This is a genomic window from Salinisphaera sp. T5B8, assembly GCF_040361255.1.
Classification (GTDB): Bacteria; Pseudomonadota; Gammaproteobacteria; order Nevskiales; family Salinisphaeraceae; genus Salinisphaera.
In genome coordinates this window covers 1-22203 of sequence record NZ_APNG01000022.1, presented here as the reverse complement: position 1 = coordinate 22203, position 22203 = coordinate 1, and the positions used below count along the sequence as shown (strand labels likewise).

Genomic DNA, 22203 nt, shown 5'->3' with positions numbered 1-22203 from the left:
GGGGTCGGCGGGCGTATTGATTGCCCTGTTGGTTCGTAACGCGGGGCTAGGCCACGGTGGCGTTGGTCACCGCATCGTAGCCCATGAGCGACCATTCGAGCGGGTTGATATGCAGCGGACTGACACTGCCCTCGCGCACGTCGATAAACAGGCCGTGGCGGTCGATGGTGCCCGTGCGGAACAGCGGCCAGACCAGCGTGGCGAAGGCGTTGGTCACGAGCGCGGCATTGATGCCGAAGGCCTGCGAGCGGATCGCCGCTTCCACCGAGCAGCTTGGCCCATCGTTCGGATCGTCCTGCATTTCGGGGAACAGATCGATCACATGCGGCAGACGCAGCGCATCGCGCGCGAAGTCTTGTGCGGCATCCAGATGGCCGAGGATCGCTTGTCCGGTGTGTTCGCCGTTGCCGAAGTCCAGCCAGAGCGAGCGGTTGTTCGAGAAGGCGATTCTGTGGCCCTGCTGCGCGCCGTAGGCCGCGATCTGGTGGCGTACGGCCGCCGAGTCGGTCGCCGAGATGAGCCAGCGTGCGACCCCGGCCTCCGGCGTCCAGTGCAGCGGGACGCCCTCCCACGATGTGCCATAGAACATATTGATGCGGCTGATGAGTGAGGCGGCCTTGTTCTGGCCGATCTCCATCGCCGAGTAGCGTTGCCGCCCCACGTTCGATGCCGAAACCGTGTCGCCGTCATAGAGGGTGACTTGCAAGCCGCGATGCCCGAGCGCCTTGAGCGTCGCGTGCAGACGACAGAGCTGGTCGAGCACCTCGCCGCCCGTGCCGCCGGCGCCGAGTACGGTGATCTCGACGGCTTGATGGGGGTTCATCAGCCATTCCGGGGCGTAGAAGGTCTGACGTGTGCCGGTGGGCATGATGCGGGCTGTGCTGTTTTGGTCGGTCATGGCGTTGTGCTTGTTGTGGTCAGTCGGCGAGCCAGTGCTCGGGTTCGATTTCGAGGAAATGGCCGTTGATGGTCACGCGGGCCGCTATCTTTAGGCGCTTGCGGTCGGTGCAGTGACCGAACACGCTCGACAGGTGTACGCCCTGCTCGTCCGAGGCGTCATCGGTGCGAGAGAAGTACGCTTCCAGTGTGCCGTGGGAGTGCATATCCACAACTACTGCCGCGTCGTCATAGCTGTCGCGTCGGTAGGTGACGTGTCCAGGCGAAGCAGATTCAACATCGACCGATTGCAGCGCATAGCCGTCGCCGGTACGAACGATCGCCCCGGCCCACTCGTTGGGGTTCTCGGCGATGGCGCGGTCGGCGGCTTCGCGTACCAGCGCACGCGGCACGCGCGCATCATCGAAGGTCACGCCTTCGGACAACTCGCCGAACGGGCTGAGCTTGCGGATACGCGACACCCGGATCAGCGCCGAGAAGCCGCACCCGCGCCCTAGAACGAACAGGCCGTCATTGGCGATCAGATAGCAGTGCGCGCCTTCTTTGAGCGCGGGTAGCTCGCCGCTGTGTGCAGCCGGATAGACCGGCGTGGCGCGCGCGAGCGCACGGTCGAGGACGCTTTGGGCATAGGTATTCATCGGTTGCTCCCGGTCTTGAGGAAATCGGCCACGGTCTTGTTCAGCGGCAGGAGATGGCGGGCGGGGAAGCGTTTCAGGCGGCGCTTCTCCACGCTGCGGTAGAAGGCCAGATGCGTGCTGTTGCAGGCGGACTGTCTATCGCTGTTGAGATGGCGATAGCGCAGGTGATTGCCGCCATTGCAGTGCGAGAAGTTGGACTTGAACACCGCCGTCTCGAAGATGGCCATCGTTTCCAGCGAGGCGCGCGCGGGCCGCTCGGCATTGCCAAAGCACAGGCCGTTGCGGGCGTCGTGATTCATCAGCGGCGCGTGATAGAGCGGCGTGTCGGCGTCGGGGCGCGCATCGCTATCGAGCGCGGCCAGCCACAACCGATTGCCACGGGCAAGAAACAGCAGCGACGGCCACGAGACCTGCATCGATACAGGGCCTTCGGCGTCGGTGGCGAAGAACATGGGGCGGCGCTTGCCGGGCACATGCCACGCGATCATGTCCGCGCCGTGGGCGATCACGCGCGCGGGCAGGAACTGTTCGCTGGCGTGGCGCGCCGCACTTTCGTCGAGCATGGCCACGATCTGGGCGATACGTTCCGGGCCAATGATCTCGCCCGATCCCATACGCAGTTGTCCGCTGGCCTGATAGAGCTTGTGCTGGGCGACCAGCATGGATACGTCGCCGCCGTTGCTGATCTGGGACAGGATCAGCGCGGTGTGCGGCGCGATAGAGGTCACGCCGCAGTCAGCGGGTGTCGGGGTCACGGCTTCAAGCATGATCGTTTTCCTGATGGTGGTAGTGGTCGCACAGCCCGTATTCGGGCATGACCTCGAAAGCCAGCGCCTGGGCGTAGCAGGCGCCGAGGGTGTCGCGCAGCAGCGGCCACGCGGCGTTGTCGTCAAGGGACAAACTCACGCTCGGGCCTTCGTCGCTCTGCATCATCATTTGCCCGTGTTCATCGGTGAACGCGTGTTCGTCCTCGTTGGTCACGAGTATCAGCAGCGGCATGATTCCGCCCTGATCGAAAGGGGTGTTCGGTCGGTCTGTGATCGGGCGAAGGCGCTCGCTCAGGCGAGCTATCGCACGGGCATAGCCGATCAGCTGATGATCGTGTCCGCCCTGCTCTGCCGCATCGGCGAGCCGCTGGAGCGCGGCCGGGTCAGCCTTGGGCACCGCGATCTCGGCGCTGGGATCGAGACGGGGCCATATCCGGTTGAGTTCGGCGACCTGCTCGTCGGCATCTTCACCCATGCTTCGCGCTTCTTGGCGAACCTGCGCGGTGGCCTCGTCCAACGAGGGCACACCTTCGATGTGCCATTCCTCGGTGAGCGAGGACAGCGTATTGCTGTGGCCGCACAGGTACTGCAACAGCCAGAACTCGTCATAGGTCATGCACTCGCGGGCGTGGCCGCATAGCGGCGCCAGCCGGGTAAGCGCCCAGATCGCGGCATCGGCCAGATCGCGCAGTTCGCTGGGCAGATCGTCGCTGAAAAAGGCGGTGCATTCGCCCAGCCGCAGCATGTGGGCATGTTCGATGTTCAGGCAGACGCCGCCCTCGTAGTCGCTCTCGGTCTTGAGGATCAGATCGAGACCGTTGTGCTTCGGCGCGCGCAGTCCGGCATTGTCGAGATGCGACAGGGCGCACTGCATGGCCTCGCGGCACAGACGATCCAACAGGTCGGCGGCAAGTGTGGTGGCGCGCGTGACGCCTTGCACGGTTGCCGTGATGCCCTCGATCTGAACATCGCTGATCTGGCCTTGCGCATGGCCATAGCGCAGTACGGCCGCGACTTCGTTGATCGCATCGCCGGGCGCGGTCAGGCTTTCGGCGATACGGTCGTAGACGGACAGTGCATCGCTGTCGATCGTCGGTATCGGCAGCATCGCCAGCGCCTGTGTCGCGCTGTTCAGGGTGTAGGCATGTCCCGTCATACCGGCGGCAACTCCTTGGCATTGAGCACGCCCGCGCCGGGGCGTGCTTCGGTCTGATGCGAGGTGCGAGCGAGAGCGTTACCGAGCAGTTTTGCGGCCATATCGCTGCCGCGCAGCGCGATGCCCGGCTGGCCGCGTCGGGCCGAGCTTTTACCCTCGGCCCATGCTTTCAACAGTGATTGCGCCCTGTTGCTCATGGCATCAGCCCTTGGTCTTGGCCTGCGGCTTGACGATCTCGTAGACGAGGCGCTCGCCGTCGATCACGGGTTCGGCCAGCGATGCGCTCTTGAGCACGGGAAAGGCCGTCTCGTAGAGGCTCATGGCGATCTCGGGGCTTTCCTGCGGTGCCGGGTCGTCGAGTTCGGTCGCGCCGAGCTTGAACACGCGGGTCAGGGTCTGGGTGATAGCGGTCATGGTTCGACTTCCTGCTTAGAACAGACTGGAGGGGTTGCTTGCCGGTGCCGTGTCGGCTTTGGGCGTGGCTTCGGCCTGCGGCTCGGTGGTGCTATCTGCTTTGGTGGTGGTCGCAGTGGTATCGGTGTTCGTGGCCTTGGCGGGGGCGGCGGTCTTGGCCTTCTTGCTTGCAGCGGCCTGCGCCGCGCTCTTGGCGGCTTCCTTGGTCGCGCTCGTGAGGTCGTCGTAGGCATCGCGCAACTGCTGGCGGGCATCGACGTTGGCCTGCACATGGCGCGTGAAGCTCTCGGCCACATCGGCATGGGCGCCACGAAACAGCACGGGCCGGCAGAGCGCGGCGCGGGCTTTCAGGGCGTCCTCATCGGTCACGAGGTCGGCGTCGTCGTTGAGCGCGGGCTGTATGAGCAGTTCCACGCTGTCGTCGGTCTTGCGCGTGTAGCGCACGGTCACGGATTCCCCGGCGTGGGTCATTCGGGTGAGAAGGTCGAGCATCAGATTCTCCGGCGTTGTCTTGGGTACGGGTACAAAGTACCCCTAGAGAGAGGAACCGCAAGCCCCTTATTTCAGGCGGCTGCGGCCTCGTTCTTGGCGTTCGGATCGAAGGTCAGTTCGTAGCCGGTCATGCCGAACAGGTCGTTCCATTCGGCGCCACAGTCCGAACACGACACGGGCTGCCAAGCGGTCAGCGTGTCCACTTCGAGGCTGTCACCCGTGATCTCGTGGGAACGGCAGAGCGGGCACTGCTGACCACCTACGTCCATGTACTGGGCGGGCATCATCGGCATGACCTCGCTATCGGCGTGGCTCGCGATCTCGGCCTGGAGTTCGTCATCGCCCACGGTCGTGATCTGGCCGCTCTGGGGATCGAAGCGATAGATCATCAGCCCTTTCCAGTTGCCGGATTCGTAGGCATCGCTGATCGCCTCGCCGAAGCCGGGATCGGTCACGGGCAGTTCGATGTGCATCTCGGCACGGATGGCGTCGTAGGCGTCACGCACCGTGGTGTGGTGCGTCATCGCTTCGTTGTAGTCGCGGTTGTAGTGGACGAAATACTGAATCGACATGATGAATACTCCTGGGGGTGAACCCCGCCTTATGCGGCGGGGTTGGGGGTGAAACCGGCCTGCTTGTAGACGCTGGCCGGGACAAAGCCGGTGAAGTCGAAGCCGCCGGACTCCGGCAGCACTTTGGCGACGATCTGATCGACCTTGCCCTTCATCAGCTTGGCGAACGCCCCGACGTTGTGGCCGGTCTGGGCGTCGTACCACGCATCGAATCCGGCCTCGCGCAACAGCGCCTCCATGCCGGATTTGGTGTGCGCGCGCAGGAAGGCTTCATCGAGCTTGAAGCTCTGGGTCAGGTCGGGCTGGCGATGGGCGACGGTGGCCTTCGCCATGTCCTGCCAGTTGACCTGATGGGACATGGCGCTGGTGTGCTCGCCGAGTAGATGTGCCAGTAGCGCCGTGCGGGCCAGATCACGGCGTTGCGGCGTCGCTGCGAGCAGCCCGGCATAGAGCTTGGCGGAGGTGGCCATCGTCGTGTTGCTGTCGCCCGTGAACTCGTTCATCAGTTCCCGGATCGTGCCTTGACTGGTGGTGTCGGCCATCTGGAACAGCCCGAACACAGCCATCGCATGGCTGATCGTGGTGTCGGCTTTCTGTTCGCGGATCGCTTGCTCGCGCACGAACGCATCGGCCTTCTCGGTGACTGCCTTGGGCGTGCCTGCGGTGTCCTTGGGCTTGGCCTTGGGTTTGGTGGCGTGCGTGGTCTGTACCGCGACACCGGAACCGCCAGAGGTCGGGGTGGTGGTGTCTGCACTGCTGGCAGGCGCTGCGTTTTGCTCTGCGGCTTGCTTCTGCGCATCGGCAAATGCGGCGATCATCTTCTTGTTGCAGGCGCGCTTGAAGCACACGCCTTCGGTGACGGCCCCTTCCCTGCCCGGTTCGGTCGAGACGACCGCGCCGTAGAACTGGCAGGACTTGCAGGCGGCGAACTGATCGGGGCCAACGCCGCTGGCACCGCTCTCGAACAACATGGTGCGGCCGGTTTCGTCGCGCTCGGCGTCGGTATGAACGGCGGGGAAGTTGATGCGCTGTTCGGTGACGACCGTTGCAACGTGCTCGGTGTTCTTCTGTGTCCAGCACTCGTGGTTGCTGCACCGTCCGGCACCGACCGAGAAATCGAACAGGCTGGCCTGCGTGGAGGAATTGAACGGACACCCCTGACAGCCGCTGGTATCGAAGCGCGCGCGGGCCAGTTCACGGGTGAATTGACCGATCTTGCCCTTGAGGTCGGCGACGCTGATCTCGTCGGCGATGATCTTTTCCAGTGTGCCTTGTTGGGTCGCCTTGGGCAGCGTGGACAGCAGTTCGGCATGGCCGATCTTGATCTGGCTGCGCTCTAGCGCATCAAGCACTTCGTCACAGGCGTGCAGGAGCATCAACCGTGCATCGACACGAGAACGCTTCCAGCCGAGCAGCTTCGCGGCTTCGTCGCGGTCGCCTTCGGACAGGCTCACGGCGCGCTTGGCCAGCCGCGCTTCCTCGGCCACGGAAATGTCCTCACGGGCGCCGTTCTCGGCGGTTGCTGCCGCGAGTGCGGCCTCGTCGGTCATCTGGCGCACCTGCGCCGGGATCGAGGTCAGGCCCGCGCGTTGTGCGGCACGGAACCGGCGCTCTCCGGCAACGAGGTGGTATCGCGCGCCCTCGCCTGTCGGTCGCACGAGGATGGACTGCAACACGCCCTGCGTGCGCACGCTCTCGGTCAGTTCTTTGAGGGCGTCGTCGTTGAAAAAGCGACGCGGGTTGAAGTCGGCCTGCACCTCGATCTGGCTGATCGGGAGGTTCAGGGTGCTGACGGTGTGTTCTGCGATCTCCATTGGTCATTGCTCCGGTGGGTGACGGGTACAAAGTACCCCGCCCCGAATGATCCGCAAGAGCATTTCTCTATCGCCTCGAATGGTTGTCGGTGACCCCCTTTAAGGGGTGCAACTCCAACTCATCGAGGTATCCACATGGACAAACTGAGCACTGTGCAACTGCTGGGATTCGCCCTGTCGCTGACCAGCCCTGCCCTGCGCCGCCGCGCGCGCCTGCTGGTGGTGATCCGCTTCTCGGCATGGCTCGTGGTGCGGCTTTCCCGTGACCTGAATCTGCCTATGACGGTCAGCCCGTGGTGGCACGGCGCGCTGGTTGATGCCCGGCGCCGGGTGAGCGGTCGTTCCCGGCATCGGGACGCAGCCAACCTGCTGGCGAATGCAGTGCTAGCCGAGCGGGTCTTTGCCCGAAACCCGTTGCTGTGGGATTGGCCGTTCGCCCGTGACGAGGACACAGGACGCGGTGAATGATCCGGTGAGGACGGCTGAGTGTCGGGTGCGTGGGCCGCCGGGCTTGTTCCAGGCTTGGGTGAGTCGTCGGGTGACAGTTCTGTAGGAACAATCAGATTGGCTATCGGCGGCTTTTGGTGTTGCCGATCCAGTGCCAAGGGCGGAAGTCTGCTGGCGGCTTCATATCGGCCTCGAAGAATTGTCGCCCTGTGTGGGCCAAGATGCCGAGTGATTCTAGTTCTCGAAACCAATACCAGAGGTTCCGTGATCGTTGTGCTACCGCATCCTCGTCCGCAGAGCAGCCCAGCAATTCGGTGTAGTAGTCCGACCGCGCAAGGTGTTTAACGGATACGAAATCCGACCGTCCAGAAAACAAGCTGGCGATGTTGATATGCCAGATGGCGCTTTTCCAGACATGAAAGGTTGTGTTCCACGCAGGCGCGAATTTACCAACCGATGGTGGGCCTTCGACCTTCATCCATTTCCCGGTAATTGATTCGAGTTGCTGCTTGGGGGTGAGCTGAGAAAACGCTAAGCGCCATCGGCGCTTTTGCTCAGCTTGGCTTCGCTCCGCCGCGATTTTTGCATCGCGTTTTTCTTCGACCCTTTCCAGTAGCTTCGCCTCCCATTTTTCAATGCCCACCCAATAGGGTTTGAGTGTGGAGACGAAGTTGGAATCAAGGTTCTCCACATCAATCGGAATGATGAGTGTCGGGCCAGACCATGCACGGTGCGTTCCGCTTGGTTTGGCAATGACAAACTTAATGGAGGCGTTGGTGCGGCCGTTGACCTTACCGCTGCATGCGCACGACGCTTCGGCACGCTCCCAGTCGTTATTCAAGCGTGAAAAGCGTGGCCTTTGCTTCGCCTCTACCGGCTGGTGCCGCTCGTAGTATTCGCCCTGTCGGGGTGGGCGCGTGATATACGCGATGCTCGACAACGTGGGCCAAGGAAACGTTGGCGATGACAGCAAGTTGTTATCGCAGATATATGCAATGGCAGCATCGAAACGCGCATCGAATTTCTCGTTGGCACGATGTATTTCCGCTAGTAACTCGACATCGACTTCATCTCGTGCCGCTGCTGCTGCGTTCGAGTACAACCAACGCCTCGGCGCATTTTCGAGAACTCGTTGTTGCAGAAGCTCGGGGCCTATATCCCAGCGTTCGCTTGAAAGGTCGATCTCAAGAGCGTCGTGAGCAAGTTCGCGGTACTTGGTTTCAGCCTCCTCGTCTTTCTGATTAGTAACGTAAATTTCAACAGCCAACGGGTGTGAGCTGCTCACGCGCACCACGGCGTCAGCAATGAGATCGTCAGCGAGGCGCGCTTCTAGCGATACGCTGTTGAGCGGAATACGTTGAGCAGCTACGTACCAATCGCGCCTGTGAATTTGCCCTGTGATGTCCTCGCGTATCAGCTCACCTCGTGACTCCGAGGTGTCGAGTGACAAGCCGTTAGTGCTCGCATCGACAAGGATTTGCTTCGCGGCTTTATGGAGTACGCTTTCGCCGAGGCAGTCGGTCGTCACTGCATGTTGAAAGTGGGCGGCCTTTATCCGACCTTTGTGTGCGATCAAAGGATTCGCGCAGTCTAGACAGAAGCATCGACAGGCAAGGCCGCTTGGGACCGTGCCAATGTGTTGAAGCACGCCGGATTCGCTGATGCCCCATGCGAACTTCGCACTACTCGCCATAGACATTTACAAGCCAGAAGTCTGATCGGATATTCAGCCAGTTGATCGATCTTATGTCGACCTTCTGGGTCGGTAGCTATGGCGATGAACTGCCAGAGGCAGAAGGCATGGCGGCACTGGCGCTACTACGCGGCGTGCTCACCATGAAACGCCTGCCACCGTGTCCTTAGCGCAGCTATCGAGATACGACTGGGTGCTTGCAGCAGCAGGCCGCGCCCTGCGAGATCAGCATATGCAGCGTCGGTGACAGACTCGGCAAACTCCAGGCGTAGTGTCTGCGGGTCGATGCTCATAAGCCCGGCGTCGAACAGCCGATGAATGTCAGTGCGAAGCAGGAGTCCGTTCTCGACGGTGTTTGTCGCGCGCCCGCCGTAGGGTGCGATATGGGCTGCTTCTATGACGGCCGCGGTGGTCACCCCGGTCACCATGCACCGCAGGCCGTAGTGCTCGATCAGGCGAGCACGGAACCCTGCTTGATCTTCGCGAACGGTCTGGCGCACTCGGGCGACACGCCGGAAATCTGCGCCGGTCGGCTGAGGCTCAGGGTGATGCGCGGTCTCCAGCCCACTCTCGTGCGTCTCTGCCATCGCGCGGATGACCTCGATGCCCATCAGGCTGGCGGGGTCTCGTGCGGCACTGTCGATCCCAAGCGAGAGGCGTATCCGGGCAAGCAGCCGCGCTGCGTCGTATTGCGAGCTGATTTTCTTGTCTCGTTTCGACCAGAGCGTTTGTAGTTCGTCGATCGACCAGCTGGAGAGCGCGACAGTCAGCTCGTTGGGATCCATTGCTCTCTGTGATTCTTTCTTCGAGAGATTGGTTCTCAGGAGGTGCTGATCAAACTCGTCGCTGAATCGTTCATCCTCGTCCACCGTAAAAAGCGGGCCGACTGAGATGTGCCCGAGCTTCTCCTGGTGAGCTTCGATGATGGGTTTTGCGCGGCGCCGTTTCTCGGCTTGCTCTTTTCTGTGCTTCGCCCTCGCCTGTTGTTCTTGCAGCGCGGCTTGGCTCTTCTTGCGCGCGTATCGCTGTTGGTTCTCTCGTTTCGATCTGGCCATCCCGTTTTTATCCCATGTCCCTGTTCCATCCTCTTGGAAATAGTGTGCATGATGCGCACCACTGAAACTGCCAGAGATAGATGCGGGCGTGAGGATGTCAGCGCCGGGCCTGGGCTTCGAGGCGCGGCATGGGAATGGGCCTCGCGTCGTAGCTGAGCCACGGCTGCCCCTGTCGGTGAGCGACAGGCAGTGCGGTTCGATGCCGGCCTGTTCGGGCATCTACCGCACGGCATCGCGCTGTCTGTTCAGAACGCTGTTATTGCCCCATGCGTCGGGTGCGCCCTGCTGCCGACAAAGACAGTACAGGGCGTCCGATCAGGTTATGCCGAAACGACGCTATCCGCCGTGGGCGCTTCTACCAACGTGCTGGGCACTCGAACGACCGGCCCCATGTTCGATGCGACCAGCGCGCGCATGGAAGCAATCAGGCGCGTTGATCCGGTGAAGCGCTGCTGGCGCTTGCGCACTTGATAGGAATGCGGGCCGTACTTGTGGCCTCCTCGCACGGTGAGCTTATCCCATCGGACGAGTACGCCATCACCCAGATCATCAGACAGCATGGCGTACCAAGTGCCGCTGCTATGCCGGCGGGTGGCAATACAGTAGTCATCGATGAGCGGCCCTGCGTGAGCGTGGTTGCGGCTCGGAGAGAAAAGCTCGCGCACAGGGGCAGGCGATTCGAGCGTGCTCTGTAGCCAGACGCGGCCCTGTTCGTCGTGCTCGATGTCCAGGTTGTCGCCCACGGCAGCGGCTACCGCCCAGTCGAGTGCCGACCCATCCAGTTCGTTTACTTCCATCTCGATCATGCTCGCACCTGCGGCGTTCATTGCGTGGACATCAAAGCTCGCACGCGCGCTCGCTTCTGCAAGGGGCCGTTTCTGCTGCGCCTTTCGATGCCAGGTCTACTGCTCGGGCATGGGAAACGGCTTCGCGGCATAGCTGACATAGAGCGGATGCCCAGGCTGGCCATTGTCCGTAAGCAACAGGCAGTGGGGCTGCACGCCTGCCCTTTCGAGCATCTGCCGCACGGTATCGCAGCGTCCGTTCAGAACACCGTGGTTGCCCCAGCCGCACACGACCAGATCAGCCTCGCTGGCCAGCTCGATGATGGCCGCGTCGTTGTCGGGGCCGACCGGATCGGGGTGCGAATAAAGCCCGGCCGGGTCAGTCGAGCGCAGCGCGAAGATGTTCGCAACGGACATGGCGCCGAAGCCTGCCGTGATCGCGCGTCGGTGACAGCGCTCAACTGTCGGGTCATTGTCGATCTCGTCGGCAGTGCTCGGGTTGAGCATGAGCCAGCACATCGTCGGCCCATCACCCCAGCGCCGGCGCAGCGTGTAGCGCCAAGTGCCGCAGCGCGAGAAGTCCGCTTCGGAGTCGGTAAGCAGATCGATCTGTCTCATGCGTGCTTCATCGGTCAGTCGCTCGTGTCTGCCGCGCTCGCATCCATCTGTGCGAGCAACCGCCGGGCAGCCTGCACACTGGGGTTGTCCGGGTGGCCCTGCGCTGTGCGCTCCAGGCGCTCGCGGCGGGTGGGTTTGCGGATCTCGCCGCTCGCGATCATCGCTGCGTAGTCGTCACGCGCCTGCGATCGACGGACAGCCCACTCTTGGTCGCGCTGTTGCTGTGCGTCGAGCTGACGCTGGCGTTGGCGACGAGATTGCCGGGAATGGGCCTTGTGGAGCGCCGCCTCGCCGAGATCGGTCATGGCGGCATGCCGCTTGATGGCGAATGCCTCGAAGTCGAGCACGCGGGGCGCGGGGGCGGTCAGGTTGAGTTCGGTCTGGGTCATCGGTCGCGCCGGTCGGTGGAGATGCCGATAGATTTCCACGGGGGCGTGGATCCGCAAGCGGGCGGCGACGGCGAGCCAATGTTGGAGTCGAACGCTGTACTCGTGCGTTCGAATACGGGGCGATATCGGTGATTTATCAGCCCAGGTGAGTCGGGACGCGATGTGCTCGTCTTGGGTCTTTCTTTATCGGGTCTCGGTCGTGACTTTCATTGCGGGGTACGGCAGCCGCGCACCAGCAGCTGTACTTGCCGGCCCCGGTACTCATTCGCTGTAAGGTTGTAGGCCAGCTCGATATGGTCATTGGCCTCAATCGGCAAATCGTCTGCGGCATCAGCCACTGCGTTGAACCAGACGCCGTTCACCGCGCCTCGAGTCTGATCAGTGGGCCGTAACGTGAGCTTGAGGTGTGTGCCGTCGCCTATGGCTTTAACTGCCAGGACATGGAATCGGCCTTGGAACACGGGCTGCTCGAATCCACGCCCGAAGGGTTCTAGCCGGCTGATGGCGTCGATGGTGTCGAGCGTCATCTCATGGGCTTGGAGTACACCGTCGGTGTCGATGCGTGGGCCGAGTTGATCCGGGCTGAGTTGTTCTCGTGCTGCTTGATCGTAGCTGTCGCGGAATGACTCGATACTCTCGCGTGCGATGGTCAGGCCCCCTGCCCCTTCGTGCCCGCCAAAGGCCACGAACATCTCGGGTACTCGGTCAGCACAGAACTGTAGGGCTTGCTCGACATGGAAGCCGGGGATGCCGCGCGCCGATCCGGTCACCAGGTCGTGCTGGCCGAACTTGGGAGACAGGCAGACCACGGGCTGACCGTAGGTTTCAACCAGACGGCTGGCGACGATGCCGTGAACGCCGGCGTGGCCCTCGGGCAGCCAGATCACGATCGCGGTGGCGCCGGCGGCCACCTGCTCGGCTGCGAGTTCTATTGCCTGACTTTTCATCTTCTTTTCGATGGCCTTGCGTGCGTCGTTCTCCTGCTCCAGCAATGCGGCATAGCCACGCGCGGCACTGTCGTTTTCGGACAGCAGAAATGCGACGCCTGCCATGGCTTCGTCGAGTCTGCCTCGGGCGTTAATGCGCGGGCCAACGGTGAAGGCGAGATCAGTCGCTGTGATCAGAGCCTGTCCGGGTAAGCGTGGGCATATCGCGCGCCAGCACGGTCGGCTCTGCCGGTTGATCCGTGCCAGGCCCGAGCCAACGATCGCTCGATTGTTATGGCTGCCCAGGGATACGCAGTCGGCCACGGTGCCGACAGCAACGTAGTCGAGAAGCTGCGCCATCGGCGGCGCGCGGTCGTCGAGATGACCGATGCCGTGGAGTTCGTTTCTGACAGCGCAGGCGAGTAGCCACGCGACCATGCAGCCTGCGATCGCTGGATCAGGATAGGTGCAGTCCTCGCGCTTGGGCGAGATGCAGGCGTAGGCGCTCGCCGGCGGACCAGAACGGGGCAGCTCGTGGTGATCCGTGACGATCACGTCGATGCCCTGTTCGGCCAGTCGCGCGATCTGAGGCTCATCGGCTGATCCATTGTCGGCCGTGATCACGAGCGTCGGCCGCGGCTCCGTAGCCAGGATTCGTTCGGCCACGGTCGCTGATAACCCGTAGCCGTCTCGGAGTCGGTGGCCGATGAAGCCCGTCAGGCGATCGGTGGGATGCCCGAAGTGATCGACCAGGGCCGCCCGTAGAACGGCGTGGCTGGTCACACCGTCAACATCGTGATCGGTCTCGAGTGCGATGTGCTCGCCAGTCAGGATGGCTGAGGCAATTCTCGTCGCTGCCTTCTCGATGTCGGGCAAGCCGTTGTAGTGATCGAGCATGCCCAGGTGCGGCTGTACGGCGGCGTCGATCCCTTGCGTCTTCGCCGAGAGCACGCGGCCAGCCAGCAACCGCGCCAGCAACACTGGGTAGCCTGCCTGGATTGCAGTGTCGTAGCAGAGGCGGTCGAGTGGCCTGTCGAGGAAGCGCGGCGTAGGTTGCGTTGTCATGGGCCGGACCTAATGCAGTACGGCCGCATGATCGGTTTCGAGTGGCCTTTGAATCATCCGCTCCTGTCGGTCGCTTTTCAGTCGCTGCTCGCTGTCCAGCTCCTCGAGGCGGAGGCGGCGAGCCACCGCGGCCTGTGCCGGCAGCAGCGGTTCGAAGCCGTGACCCATGCTGGTCGGCGCATCGGACTGGCCGAGTGTCTGAAGGTGGTGCCACGGATCTTCGAGGAACGTCTCGAAGCAAGGCGCCTCGGGGACAGAATCGAGACGGCAGGCGTCATAGACCTCGCGCCAGAAGTCAGGGGTTCGGTTTGTATCGGGGTCGGCCATCGTTCGGCTCTCTGTGGGGAATGTTCGTTCGATTCTCCACAGACCGCTGAATCGTCAAGAGGCCAATTCTTCCTCGGGGTGCTCGGCCGCTGCTTTCCGAGCCTCGACCACGTATCGCCGAATCTTGCCCAGCATCTGGCTCTGGCGCCTGATCGATTCGAACTCGACTTCGAAGCGCATGGCCAAATCGATCTCCCAGTCCTTAGCTCGGATGCGTCGGAAGGCAGCTGGCGTGTAACGCATCGACCGACCTCTGGAGATGTACTCCAGCGACGGCGCTCCGCTCGCGCTGCCATTCGAGGCTTTGCGGCGTTGCCAGTATTTAGCCCTGAACCATTCGATCTGCACAGATCCCTTACGCAGACGTGCCCGTACGCCAACGAACCCCCACTCCTCTTTCGGTCGCTCCTTATGGACGCGATGGTGTTCGATCCAGAATTCGTCAGCCAGAGCCACTGCACGCTCATAGAGATATTGCGCCCCAGCCAATGCCCCCTCGTAAGCCTGATCGAGCCCTTGGGTCAGTTGATTCTCGGTGTCGTTCACGTTTTCTGCCTCGATTACTTCGCTTTTCATTACCCACTTCTCTATCCAGCGGGGCGTTGGCCCAAAAACCCACCCCGCGCGCGCACGCGCGGAAGAAAGGGTATTTGGGGCCGAAAACCCTTTAAGAATTGACCTGCCCGAACGTGTTCCCGGGACGATCTTCTGGCTGTTTCTCCAGCCCCTTTCTGCCTATTACCCAAATACTTAAAGGGTGTTTGGGCCTGAAAACCTCTCGCGAATAAAGGGTCACTGGGGTCAACAACCGTCTTCTTAATGGTGTGTCTGGCAGAAGGAGTGTCGCGTACAGACACGAGGCTGAGCGCGCGATAAACGTCGATATCGGTGACTTTTCGCTTGGTGCGTCACGCGATGAGCGGGGTCTTGTGCGCCATGTCCCTTTAAGAATTTGGGTTCTAGGGTGTGAAACCCACTGTGCTGCTGCGAGCACGAGAATAAAGGGTTATTGGCCGCTGATACCCACTTCTTAAAGTGCCAAAGCCTGGCTGCGTGATCGCTGAAAAAACAGGCTTGCAGATCTTCGCGCCTGCCATAGCGTGATCCCTGTGACCGCGATGAGCGCGGTTCGAAAAACGTCAAAAACTGAAACTTTGCGGCAGTTCAGCTTTGGATTTGCCCACCTATAGTTTCGCCAATGCTGCCTCGGCCCCAGTTGGGCACCTATTGGGCCCCAGTTGGGGCCCTGCGGAGTTTCTCCGGGCGTGAGTCGCCCTCGCTGGGCCCCAGTTGGGCCCCAGTTGGGCACCGGGAGGGGCCGAAGCGATGAAACGGATCACAAACAGAATGGGAATCGCGCCGGAATGAGCAACGTAGTCGTCGGACTGGATATTGGGTATTCGAACGTAGGGGTCGTAAGCGGCCCGCCTGGGCGGCCACAGGCGTATTGCATGCCCGCCGGGGCTGGCTCAATCAAGCTCCTGCCGAAATCGCTACGTGGAACCCTGGATACGGGCTACATGGTCACAACGGCACAGGGCGACGCGTGGGTTGCAGGTGTCGAACCCGATCGTCTTCAGGGCTGGAGCCGTGATCTGCACGAAGACTATCCCTCATCCGACACCTACCGAGCGTTGTTTCATGCCGCGCTGCTACGCGCAGGTCACCGCACGATTGGGCATCTGATCACTGGCTTGCCGGTCACACAGTACCTGGATACCGAGAGGCGCGATCGATTGGCGGAAGCCCTGAAAGGCACACATCGCATCTCCGATGAATTTGAAGTGACCGTAGAAAACGTCTCAGTCCTGCCCCAGCCGGCCGGCGGGTATATGGACTACGCAACAACCACGGCAGATATCGAGCTCGTGGAAGCTGGCCGCATCCTGATCATCGATCCCGGCTTCTACTCGGTGGATTGGGTGGCGATTCAGGGCGGCGAGATTCGACATGCCGCGTCGGGGTCGAGCGTGAAGGCGATGTCGGTGCTATTGGCTGCCGCTGACGATCTCCTAAATGAGCGTTACGGCCGTCGCTTCGGTGTGCAGCGAATCGAGCAAGCGATTCGTGAGGGCCGAGGTAATGTCCTGCTGGCAGGGGAAAAAGTTGCACTTGGCCCTGTAATTCGCCAAGCAGCTGCCGATACGACGACAGGCGCTTTGAGGGAGCTGCGCCAGTCGCTGCGTGGTGACACGACTGGCTTTGATCTCCTTCTGCTGGTGGGCGGCGGCGCCATCTATTACGAGGAGGCAGCACGAGAGGTATTTCCCGATACACGCGTGCACAAGATTCAAGACCCTGTGAATGCGAACGCGCGTGGGTTCTGGACTCTAGGCACCTGATCAGCGCGAGCGATGCAGATCAAAGTCAGTGTTCCGGAGCATCACACGGAACTCATCGCTGAGCTGGGTCGCTACGCCCCGCGCGATCGCGCCGGGCGTCTGCGGCTACTGGCAGAAATTGGCTTGCGTGCGAGCCTGTCACAAGAAGCGGAACCGGGGCTGACCGCTGCACAAGAGCAAGGCCCAAACGAGGGGGCTTTGCCCCACATAAAGAGTCGTCTACTGAGTGGTTTTTAGACGGCGACAAGGGATTTAGCCGTGCTTTTCATTGTGCACGGTACATTCATACAAGGGAATAAGGGACCGGGATGAGTACAAAAACAGTCAGTGTTCGCGCACGCGATATACAGGAGATCAATCGGCTGTACTGGCAAAGCCTGCGTGAGCTGGCACTCGAGAACGCCGCAGAGGCCGCATTGCGCTTCGGCGTTTCTCAGGACGTGGCCGAGCGCATTCGCGAATGCTCTCTGGGCGACCTCAGCACTCTCGCTAGTGCCTCGTTGATGCAATTCCGTGCGAAGAAGCTCGACCTCGCGATCTTCGATGACATGACCGATCCCGACGCCCGCCTGCGTCAGCTCGCGAGGGGCCTGTAGTGAATCGTCACACCGAACACCTGGCTCAAGACCGTGCAATCACGATGCTGAGCCAAGACTTGCGCCCGTGCATCGTTGTCCTCGAGACCGGCATTACCAAGCCGAAGGCTAGAGAACTGTATCGAGAGATACATGGGGTCCGGCCGCGGTCAGGACAGATGCGTGATGCTGACAGCATCGTTCGTACCCGTCGTGAGTTTTCGGCAGCGAGCTGCATCATGTCGTTCTACTGCGCGCTCGCACCGAACTACGCATCGCGCGTGGATCCCGAAGCCGTCATGGCGGCCCATCGAATCTATCTTGAAGATAATCCCCCCGCCAGTCACCGGATCACGCTCAACGAGGTCTGGGTTTTAGCTCGGGCACTTCGTTCAGCTGAGGCCCGTCTCGTGCCCTGTTCCAAGTGTTCTGCCAAGTATCTTGAAGTCGCTCGCCAGCACTACGCGCCGGCTTGCCCGCACTGTTGACTGACCAAGTGATGAGGCAACCGGGCCGGCAGCATTTGCAACGCGAGGGCGGTCTAAGCCGCGTCGTGTGATGCTCAGCAAACAACAAGCCGCGGTCGTAGACCATGCTGTAGCCGGTAACGAGTCATTACTCGTGCCGGCCGGCGCCGGCTGTGGCAAGACCTCGACGCTGTGTGCCGTCGCTCGAGCTTTGAATGACATAGGGCAGCGGGTTGTTTATCTGGCCTATAACCGGGCCCTAAAGGAAGAAGCGAAGCGGAAATTCGGCTCAACAGCCGACGTTTTTACCGCCCACGGCATTGCGTATCGCGAACTCAATATCAATGCCGTGGCCCGACAACGGCAGCTTGGGCGTATCTATCCGAGACACGTCATCGATTTGTTTGGGCTCCAAGATGATGTGGGCGGTCTGTCTGCATACGCCTATGCCCATGCGGTTGTGGCGACGCTCAATGCCTATGAGCAATCGGGCGATCCGATTGTTACCTCTGCGTGCGTTCCGTCGCGTGTGCGTACCCAGCTGGATTCCGATGAACTGATCGGGATGGTGGTAGACCATGCGCAGGATCTGTTCCATAGCGCGGCGCCGGGGGAGAAAACTCGTCTGCCCCTGCCCCACGATCTCTATCAGAAATACTGGCAGGTCATTGGTACGCCAGGTCTGGAGCGATATGACGTCGTGTTGCTCGATGAGGCGCAGGACTCGAATGCCGTGGTGCTGGCTGCACTGGCCGGTCGGCGTGTCATTTATGTCGGCGACACGCACCAACAGATCTATTCGTTTCGGGGCGCGGTCGATGCGATGCAGAAGATCAACGCCCGAGAGTTGCCCCTGACGCACTCGTTTCGCTTCGGTCCGGTCATCGCCGACCTCGCCAATGCAATTCTGAGCGAAAAGAAGAAGACCAAGCTGCGTTATCCGCTGCAAGGCTACCCGCGCTTGATCACGAGCATTGTCGATCGGCCGCCAGCCGCCCCTTGCACCCGGATATATCGAACCAATTACCAGCTGATTGCTGACTCGTTTGTGCTCAGGGATAGCGGCCTCAAGGTGCTGCTTAATGGCGACATGAGTGAGCTGGCACGTCAGCTAGAGTCCGTCGACGCCCTGGCCGGCGGTGAACGCCGACTTGTGAAAGATCCTCTGATAAGGGGCTTCAAGACCTATTCTTCGCTGGTCGCAGCATCGAAAGGCAACGGCCCGTTCGCGCGTGAGCTTCGTCAGATCGTTCGGATACTGACCGACTTCGCGCCGCGCTATGCCGAGCTTCTGGCCATGCTCAAGCAACGCAACGGCAACGACACGCAGGATGCCAATGCCGTTGTACTCACGACCGCCCACAAGGCGAAGGGCGCGGAGTGGCCTAACGTCGTAGTTATGGGCGACTTCGACCAGACGCTCAACGCTGAGAATCAGTACAGCCTGGGTGTGCGCGCACGCGAAGAGGAGCTGAACCTGCTCTATGTGGCGGTTACGCGCGCCACCGAAGCACTGAACATCCAGGGCGAATATCTCTCCAACATCGCCATTCAGGCTGGCCTGATGAAGCGCGCTCGCAACGCTGCGGTGTCATAGACGCCACCGCTTGCAGAATACCGGGTTCGGGCGAAGATGATCTTGTCCTTCAATGCGATGCGTTTGGTATCCGCATTAACAGAAACAGATCATGACTTCGCTCACCCTACTCTCCCATCCTCGCGACTTCGTTCGACAGCGCTGGCGCGTGCTGCTCTGGGGCGTGACCGCACTGCCTGTGCTTATCGTTTACGTGGGCTTCCAGGAGCCCCTCATGCTCCTGGTGCTTGGCGGTTTGTCGCTGAGTTGGATGAGCGTGTCGGTCGAGCGTCGCGTGGGCTATCGCGGCGAAATGACCGTTGTGCGCCGGATCTCCGGGGTGCTGCCGGAGGGCTATGCACTGTTCAACCAGCTGGCGGTACCGAACCCTCGCTCGCGCACGGGCGCGACCGAGATCGATGCGATCGTGCTCGGGCCGACCGGTATTACCGTGATCGAGGTCAAGAGCAATCGCGGCACCGTGATCGCCGGCAGCGACCTAGACCGATACTGGCCGGTACGCAAGGTGGGCCGTAAGGGCACTGTGTACTACGCCCAGATGCGCAATCCGGTTCGCCAGGCCACGAGACAGGCGTGCGCACTACGGCATTACCTGAAATCGCGCGGCATCAACGTCTGGGTGGATGCGCTAGTGGTCGCGGGTAGCCGCAAGACACAGTGGCGGACAGACCATATCCATCGTGTACCACTTCTGCCATTGAAGACGCGGCGTATCGAGAATGCCCTGCTCGGTTCGAATGCTCGTGCGCTTGACGATTCAGTTGTCCTCCGTGCCGCTGAGCTGCTTAGCCAGCTCAAAGCGGCGTAACAGCCCCACAGCCCAAACCAAGAACCCCAAGAGGTAGTTATGGATCCATATACATCACTCGCCACATTTTTAGGGGCCGGCGTGCTCGTGATAGGAGCGATCGCAGTTTTGGGGGCGCTTCTTGTCGGCGGCAAACCCGATAGGCGTCTGTCAGAGCATTCGCCTTCAAACTTCCCCTATCGCTCGGCCGGCCCTTTGTTCTCTCCAGCCGAGCGTTCCTTCCTTGGGGTGCTCGAGAGTGTCGTTGACGATCAGCATCGGGTCTTCGGAAAGGTTCGCGTTGCCGATCTGATCAAGGTAAACAAGACGTCCGATCGCAAGGCCTGGGCTGCTGCCTTCAGTCGGATCAAGGCAAAGCACTTCGACTTCGTATTGGTGAAGCGCAGCGACCTATCGGTTGTCTGCGTTATCGAACTGGATGATAAGAGCCATCAGTCCAGCAAGGCCCAGGCGCGTGACGTGTTCATCGATGGTGCCTGTAAGGCTGCCGGTTTACCGCTTGTGCGAGTGCCTGCCCGGGCCTCCTACACGCGCGATGATGTCCGGTCTAGGTTGGCCGCGGCCGTGACGGATAAAGCCGTGAAAAGCGATGAGGATGATGTGACCACAATCGCTAATGCGCCGCGTGAGTCGAACATGCAGGCCGACGTGCGGTAAAGAGGAAGGGAAAGGAAAGACCACCCACCGAAGAATCGGTGGGTGGGTTGCCGGACTAGATCCGACGCCAGGATGGCGTGTCGTAGACACTCCAGTCCGGTGTTGCTACCAGCTCGGGCGGGTATTGCACGGCCGGTGGCTCGCTCGGCGCACTCTTAGGCTTGGCCTTGAGCTTTGATGCCGCGCACGAGATGGCTTGCTTGAGCTTGCCGAATTGCATAATGCGATTACGGGACAGACTCGAGCCAGCGTTCTTCATGCGGTAATCGATGACCTTGAGCGTGAAGAACAGGACAAAAAAGACGATAACTTCCATGGTGTACTCCGAATGTCGGCTGAGAATGGCCGTGAGACGGAGTACCCCCACGGGGATATTCCACCCCAGGGGCCGTTTGGATGCTGTTCTTGTTACACGTCCAGCTAACGTGATGTCCGTTAAGGACTAGGCGAATCCGTGCGCACGCAACGGACTACAAACTCTTGAGCACAAGGCAATCAAGAGGATGATTACAGCCAGTGTTGCATGGCGCGGCGGCGCGATCGGCGCGCAGAAGCACCGATTTCGATCACTTTTCTGGCGGAATCTCGCGGCCGTGGGAAAATAGAGGTCTAGCGAGGAGCCGATGATGATCACCAACCTACGATTGACCTTGAGCAAGCCGCATTGGCGGTACAAGTTTCTCTGGCTTGTACTCAGCCTTGTCGTTGCGGGCGCTGCTTACGGCCTCGACAGCACGGATACAGCGGCGTTGGCGATGTTGTCGGCTATTGCCGCAGGTTTGTCGATGGTCTGGTATGCCCTGCTTGTCGCTGCGGGGGCACCAGCGCGGGATACGGGCGGCGTGGTGAATAGTCAGCAGGCGGATTCATCCGAGAAGCGACGTGTATGGCTGTTCTCGGTTGTCGGCTGGCCGGCGGTTAGTAGTGTCGCAGCGCTGGTTCTGGCGGCGCCTTTGTACGCCACTGGCATCGTTTCAGCAGCCGTTCTGGCTGTACTGGCGATCATGCGTGTGACGGATATCTCACGCGAGTCTTGCACGTGGCCCATCGCGCGGCACGCCTCGCATCAGCACAGTGGTGGCGGGAATCAGCCGTGGTTGATTCCTCTCAGTGAGACTGACGCCGACGCCGGCTCATTCGAAATGGGTATTCTTCAATCTCATCAGGATACAGTCTCGTCTGATGAGTAAGATGAGGGGCGATCTACGATCGCCCCATGTCCTGACCAAACGTGCCGCCGGCGTTGCCCGTATCACTTTCGTCTACGACGATCGTTTCGAGCATTACCTGACGCAACTGCTCTTCTTCTGCGGCACGCGCTGATGCCTCGCGTGTGCTCGTGCCGCCTTGGTTGGCGCCGAAGGCATCGCTATACCAATCCGAACTATTTTGTGGCGCGGTCCCTGTAGTGTTTGATGACTCTGATTCTGGCTGTCCATCAATTGGGTGGGCTTGTTCTGACAGGCCCAAGGTTTCGTTTTCGTAGGACTCGGTGGGCTTGTTGTCGGTCCAATTCGTGTCGTATGAGTTCGCGGGTTCCCCGTTGTCCGCAGCGACGTATGCGCCAGGGGCGTCGCTCATGCCGTTGCTGTGATCAGCGCCGGCAACGGCCTCAGCGATATTGGTGGCTGGTTCCAATGCCGGCGGTTCGGACTGTGTCTCGGCAGTTTCGCTTGGCTCCGACAGACTGGATGCGGCGCTT

27 protein-coding genes are annotated in these 22203 nt (G+C 61.1%); 8 read left to right on the top strand and 19 right to left on the bottom strand.

All coding sequences use genetic code 11. The annotated features are described in order from the left end of the window. Window positions 1–46 precede the first annotated feature (46 nt). The 9 genes from T5B8_RS16695 to T5B8_RS16655 all read right to left on the bottom strand — a co-directional run bounded on the left by T5B8_RS16695 (window position 47) and on the right by T5B8_RS16655 (window position 6750). Window positions 47–898 carry a PRTRC system ThiF family protein gene (locus T5B8_RS16695; RefSeq protein WP_353160478.1) on the bottom strand — a complete coding sequence of 284 codons (852 nt, stop codon included), beginning with the start codon at window positions 896–898 and terminating at the stop codon, window positions 47–49. Window positions 899–917: 19 nt separating this feature from the next. Continuing rightward, window positions 918–1535 (bottom strand): PRTRC system protein A, encoded by a 618-nt coding sequence (locus T5B8_RS16690; protein ID WP_353160480.1) that lies wholly within the window; start codon window positions 1533–1535, stop codon window positions 918–920. Beyond that, a complete protein-coding gene (locus T5B8_RS16685) occupies window positions 1532–2302 on the bottom strand; it encodes a PRTRC system protein B (protein ID WP_353160482.1) in 771 nt (256 codons plus the stop codon). Before T5B8_RS16685 ends, T5B8_RS16690 begins: the two co-directional genes overlap by 4 nt. After that, a complete protein-coding gene (locus T5B8_RS16680) occupies window positions 2295–3458 on the bottom strand; it encodes a hypothetical protein (RefSeq protein ID WP_353160484.1) in 1164 nt (387 codons plus the stop codon). Before T5B8_RS16680 ends, T5B8_RS16685 begins: the two co-directional genes overlap by 8 nt. Beyond that, the gene (locus tag T5B8_RS16675; RefSeq protein ID WP_353160486.1) at window positions 3455–3655 is read right to left on the bottom strand and encodes a hypothetical protein; all 201 of its coding nucleotides are present in this window, start codon (window positions 3653–3655) and stop codon (window positions 3455–3457) included. Before T5B8_RS16675 ends, T5B8_RS16680 begins: the two co-directional genes overlap by 4 nt. Window positions 3656–3659: 4 nt before the next feature. Then, complete coding sequence (locus T5B8_RS16670; RefSeq protein WP_353160489.1) at window positions 3660–3872, bottom strand: PRTRC system protein C; 213 nt, start codon at window positions 3870–3872, stop codon at window positions 3660–3662. Window positions 3873–3887: 15 nt separating this feature from the next. Then, window positions 3888–4364 (bottom strand): hypothetical protein, encoded by a 477-nt coding sequence (locus T5B8_RS16665; RefSeq protein ID WP_353160490.1) that lies wholly within the window; start codon window positions 4362–4364, stop codon window positions 3888–3890. A 71-nt stretch (window positions 4365–4435) separates the two neighbouring features. Then, window positions 4436–4936 carry a hypothetical protein gene (locus tag T5B8_RS16660; RefSeq protein ID WP_353160493.1) on the bottom strand — a complete coding sequence of 167 codons (501 nt, stop codon included), beginning with the start codon at window positions 4934–4936 and terminating at the stop codon, window positions 4436–4438. 29 nt (window positions 4937–4965) lie between these two features. Continuing rightward, the gene (locus T5B8_RS16655) at window positions 4966–6750 is read right to left on the bottom strand and encodes a PRTRC system ParB family protein (protein ID WP_353160496.1); all 1785 of its coding nucleotides are present in this window, start codon (window positions 6748–6750) and stop codon (window positions 4966–4968) included. A gap of 135 nt (window positions 6751–6885) precedes the next feature. Here T5B8_RS16655 and T5B8_RS16650 point away from each other — a divergent pair, with 135 nt between their 5' ends. Further along, entirely contained in the window at window positions 6886–7218 is a 333-nt protein-coding gene (locus T5B8_RS16650; protein WP_353160497.1) for a hypothetical protein, read from the top strand. Window positions 7219–7318: 100 nt separating this feature from the next. Here T5B8_RS16650 and T5B8_RS16645 read toward each other — a convergent pair whose 3' ends face one another. The 8 genes from T5B8_RS16645 to mobI all read right to left on the bottom strand — a co-directional run bounded on the left by T5B8_RS16645 (window position 7319) and on the right by mobI (window position 14631). Next, complete coding sequence (locus T5B8_RS16645) at window positions 7319–8773, bottom strand: hypothetical protein (RefSeq protein ID WP_491731577.1); 1455 nt, start codon at window positions 8771–8773, stop codon at window positions 7319–7321. Between the two features lie 242 nt (window positions 8774–9015). After that, window positions 9016–9945, bottom strand: coding sequence for an HNH endonuclease (locus tag T5B8_RS16640; protein ID WP_353160502.1), 930 nt, complete (start codon window positions 9943–9945; stop codon window positions 9016–9018). Between the two features lie 320 nt (window positions 9946–10265). Then, complete coding sequence (locus T5B8_RS16635; protein WP_353160504.1) at window positions 10266–10751, bottom strand: phage protein NinX family protein; 486 nt, start codon at window positions 10749–10751, stop codon at window positions 10266–10268. Between the two features lie 96 nt (window positions 10752–10847). Further along, the gene (locus T5B8_RS16630; RefSeq protein WP_353160506.1) at window positions 10848–11348 is read right to left on the bottom strand and encodes a DUF1643 domain-containing protein; all 501 of its coding nucleotides are present in this window, start codon (window positions 11346–11348) and stop codon (window positions 10848–10850) included. A gap of 14 nt (window positions 11349–11362) precedes the next feature. Further along, entirely contained in the window at window positions 11363–11737 is a 375-nt protein-coding gene (locus T5B8_RS16625; RefSeq protein WP_353160509.1) for a hypothetical protein, read from the bottom strand. Window positions 11738–11943: 206 nt separating this feature from the next. Further along, window positions 11944–13728 (bottom strand): single-stranded-DNA-specific exonuclease RecJ, encoded by a 1785-nt coding sequence (recJ, locus tag T5B8_RS16620; RefSeq protein WP_353160512.1) that lies wholly within the window; start codon window positions 13726–13728, stop codon window positions 11944–11946. A gap of 9 nt (window positions 13729–13737) precedes the next feature. Then, window positions 13738–14055: a hypothetical protein gene (locus tag T5B8_RS16615; protein WP_353160514.1), complete on the bottom strand. Its 318-nt coding sequence runs from the start codon at window positions 14053–14055 to the stop codon at window positions 13738–13740. 54 nt (window positions 14056–14109) lie between these two features. Beyond that, window positions 14110–14631, bottom strand: coding sequence for a conjugative transfer protein MobI(A/C) (gene mobI, locus T5B8_RS16610; RefSeq protein ID WP_353160516.1), 522 nt, complete (start codon window positions 14629–14631; stop codon window positions 14110–14112). A gap of 788 nt (window positions 14632–15419) precedes the next feature. Between mobI and T5B8_RS16605 the strand changes: the two genes are divergently transcribed. The 6 genes from T5B8_RS16605 (at window position 15420) to T5B8_RS16580 (ending at window position 20501) form a co-directional block, all read left to right on the top strand. Next, window positions 15420–16397, top strand: a complete 978-nt coding sequence (locus tag T5B8_RS16605) for a ParM/StbA family protein (protein ID WP_353160519.1) — start codon at window positions 15420–15422, stop codon at window positions 16395–16397. A gap of 308 nt (window positions 16398–16705) precedes the next feature. Then, complete coding sequence (locus tag T5B8_RS16600) at window positions 16706–16993, top strand: flagellar transcriptional regulator FlhD (RefSeq protein WP_353160522.1); 288 nt, start codon at window positions 16706–16708, stop codon at window positions 16991–16993. Continuing rightward, complete coding sequence (locus T5B8_RS16595; protein WP_353160525.1) at window positions 16993–17460, top strand: FlhC family transcriptional regulator; 468 nt, start codon at window positions 16993–16995, stop codon at window positions 17458–17460. Before T5B8_RS16600 ends, T5B8_RS16595 begins: the two co-directional genes overlap by 1 nt. A 70-nt stretch (window positions 17461–17530) precedes the next feature. Further along, window positions 17531–19036, top strand: a complete 1506-nt coding sequence (locus T5B8_RS16590) for a UvrD-helicase domain-containing protein (protein WP_353160528.1) — start codon at window positions 17531–17533, stop codon at window positions 19034–19036. Window positions 19037–19127: 91 nt separating this feature from the next. Then, the gene (locus T5B8_RS16585; protein ID WP_353160530.1) at window positions 19128–19844 is read left to right on the top strand and encodes a nuclease-related domain-containing protein; all 717 of its coding nucleotides are present in this window, start codon (window positions 19128–19130) and stop codon (window positions 19842–19844) included. A 39-nt stretch (window positions 19845–19883) separates the two neighbouring features. Continuing rightward, entirely contained in the window at window positions 19884–20501 is a 618-nt protein-coding gene (locus T5B8_RS16580) for a DUF2726 domain-containing protein (RefSeq protein WP_353160531.1), read from the top strand. 55 nt (window positions 20502–20556) lie between these two features. On the opposite strand, the gene T5B8_RS16575 is transcribed toward T5B8_RS16580, so the two are convergent. Further along, window positions 20557–20817 (bottom strand): hypothetical protein, encoded by a 261-nt coding sequence (locus T5B8_RS16575; RefSeq protein ID WP_353160534.1) that lies wholly within the window; start codon window positions 20815–20817, stop codon window positions 20557–20559. 307 nt (window positions 20818–21124) lie between these two features. Here T5B8_RS16575 and T5B8_RS16570 point away from each other — a divergent pair, with 307 nt between their 5' ends. Beyond that, entirely contained in the window at window positions 21125–21691 is a 567-nt protein-coding gene (locus T5B8_RS16570) for a hypothetical protein (protein ID WP_353160536.1), read from the top strand. A gap of 13 nt (window positions 21692–21704) precedes the next feature. On the opposite strand, the gene T5B8_RS16565 is transcribed toward T5B8_RS16570, so the two are convergent. After that, window positions 21705–22203, bottom strand: a 499-nt coding sequence (locus T5B8_RS16565) for a hypothetical protein (RefSeq protein WP_353180535.1), incomplete at its 5' end; no start/stop codon positions are given.

Coding starts and splice junctions, on each gene's coding strand:
- T5B8_RS16655 (WP_353160496.1), bottom strand. CDS start 6,750: ATGGAGATCGCAGAACACACCGTCAGCACCCTGAACCTCCCGATCAGC.
- T5B8_RS16680 (WP_353160484.1), bottom strand. CDS start 3,458: ATGACGGGACATGCCTACACCCTGAACAGCGCGACACAGGCGCTGGCG.
- T5B8_RS16590 (WP_353160528.1), top strand. CDS start 17,531: ATGCTCAGCAAACAACAAGCCGCGGTCGTAGACCATGCTGTAGCCGGT.
- T5B8_RS16615 (WP_353160514.1), bottom strand. CDS start 14,055: ATGGCCGACCCCGATACAAACCGAACCCCTGACTTCTGGCGCGAGGTC.
- T5B8_RS16605 (WP_353160519.1), top strand. CDS start 15,420: ATGAGCAACGTAGTCGTCGGACTGGATATTGGGTATTCGAACGTAGGG.
- T5B8_RS16585 (WP_353160530.1), top strand. CDS start 19,128: ATGACTTCGCTCACCCTACTCTCCCATCCTCGCGACTTCGTTCGACAG.
- T5B8_RS16660 (WP_353160493.1), bottom strand. CDS start 4,936: ATGTCGATTCAGTATTTCGTCCACTACAACCGCGACTACAACGAAGCG.
- T5B8_RS16675 (WP_353160486.1), bottom strand. CDS start 3,655: ATGAGCAACAGGGCGCAATCACTGTTGAAAGCATGGGCCGAGGGTAAA.
- T5B8_RS16690 (WP_353160480.1), bottom strand. CDS start 1,535: ATGAATACCTATGCCCAAAGCGTCCTCGACCGTGCGCTCGCGCGCGCC.
- T5B8_RS16630 (WP_353160506.1), bottom strand. CDS start 11,348: ATGAGACAGATCGATCTGCTTACCGACTCCGAAGCGGACTTCTCGCGC.
- T5B8_RS16580 (WP_353160531.1), top strand. CDS start 19,884: ATGGATCCATATACATCACTCGCCACATTTTTAGGGGCCGGCGTGCTC.
- mobI (WP_353160516.1), bottom strand. CDS start 14,631: ATGAAAAGCGAAGTAATCGAGGCAGAAAACGTGAACGACACCGAGAAT.
- T5B8_RS16640 (WP_353160502.1), bottom strand. CDS start 9,945: ATGGCCAGATCGAAACGAGAGAACCAACAGCGATACGCGCGCAAGAAG.
- T5B8_RS16670 (WP_353160489.1), bottom strand. CDS start 3,872: ATGACCGCTATCACCCAGACCCTGACCCGCGTGTTCAAGCTCGGCGCG.
- T5B8_RS16635 (WP_353160504.1), bottom strand. CDS start 10,751: ATGATCGAGATGGAAGTAAACGAACTGGATGGGTCGGCACTCGACTGG.
- T5B8_RS16625 (WP_353160509.1), bottom strand. CDS start 11,737: ATGACCCAGACCGAACTCAACCTGACCGCCCCCGCGCCCCGCGTGCTC.
- T5B8_RS16665 (WP_353160490.1), bottom strand. CDS start 4,364: ATGCTCGACCTTCTCACCCGAATGACCCACGCCGGGGAATCCGTGACC.
- T5B8_RS16570 (WP_353160536.1), top strand. CDS start 21,125: ATGATGATCACCAACCTACGATTGACCTTGAGCAAGCCGCATTGGCGG.
- T5B8_RS16650 (WP_353160497.1), top strand. CDS start 6,886: ATGGACAAACTGAGCACTGTGCAACTGCTGGGATTCGCCCTGTCGCTG.
- T5B8_RS16695 (WP_353160478.1), bottom strand. CDS start 898: ATGACCGACCAAAACAGCACAGCCCGCATCATGCCCACCGGCACACGT.
- T5B8_RS16685 (WP_353160482.1), bottom strand. CDS start 2,302: ATGCTTGAAGCCGTGACCCCGACACCCGCTGACTGCGGCGTGACCTCT.
- recJ (WP_353160512.1), bottom strand. CDS start 13,728: ATGACAACGCAACCTACGCCGCGCTTCCTCGACAGGCCACTCGACCGC.
- T5B8_RS16575 (WP_353160534.1), bottom strand. CDS start 20,817: ATGGAAGTTATCGTCTTTTTTGTCCTGTTCTTCACGCTCAAGGTCATC.
- T5B8_RS16600 (WP_353160522.1), top strand. CDS start 16,706: ATGAGTACAAAAACAGTCAGTGTTCGCGCACGCGATATACAGGAGATC.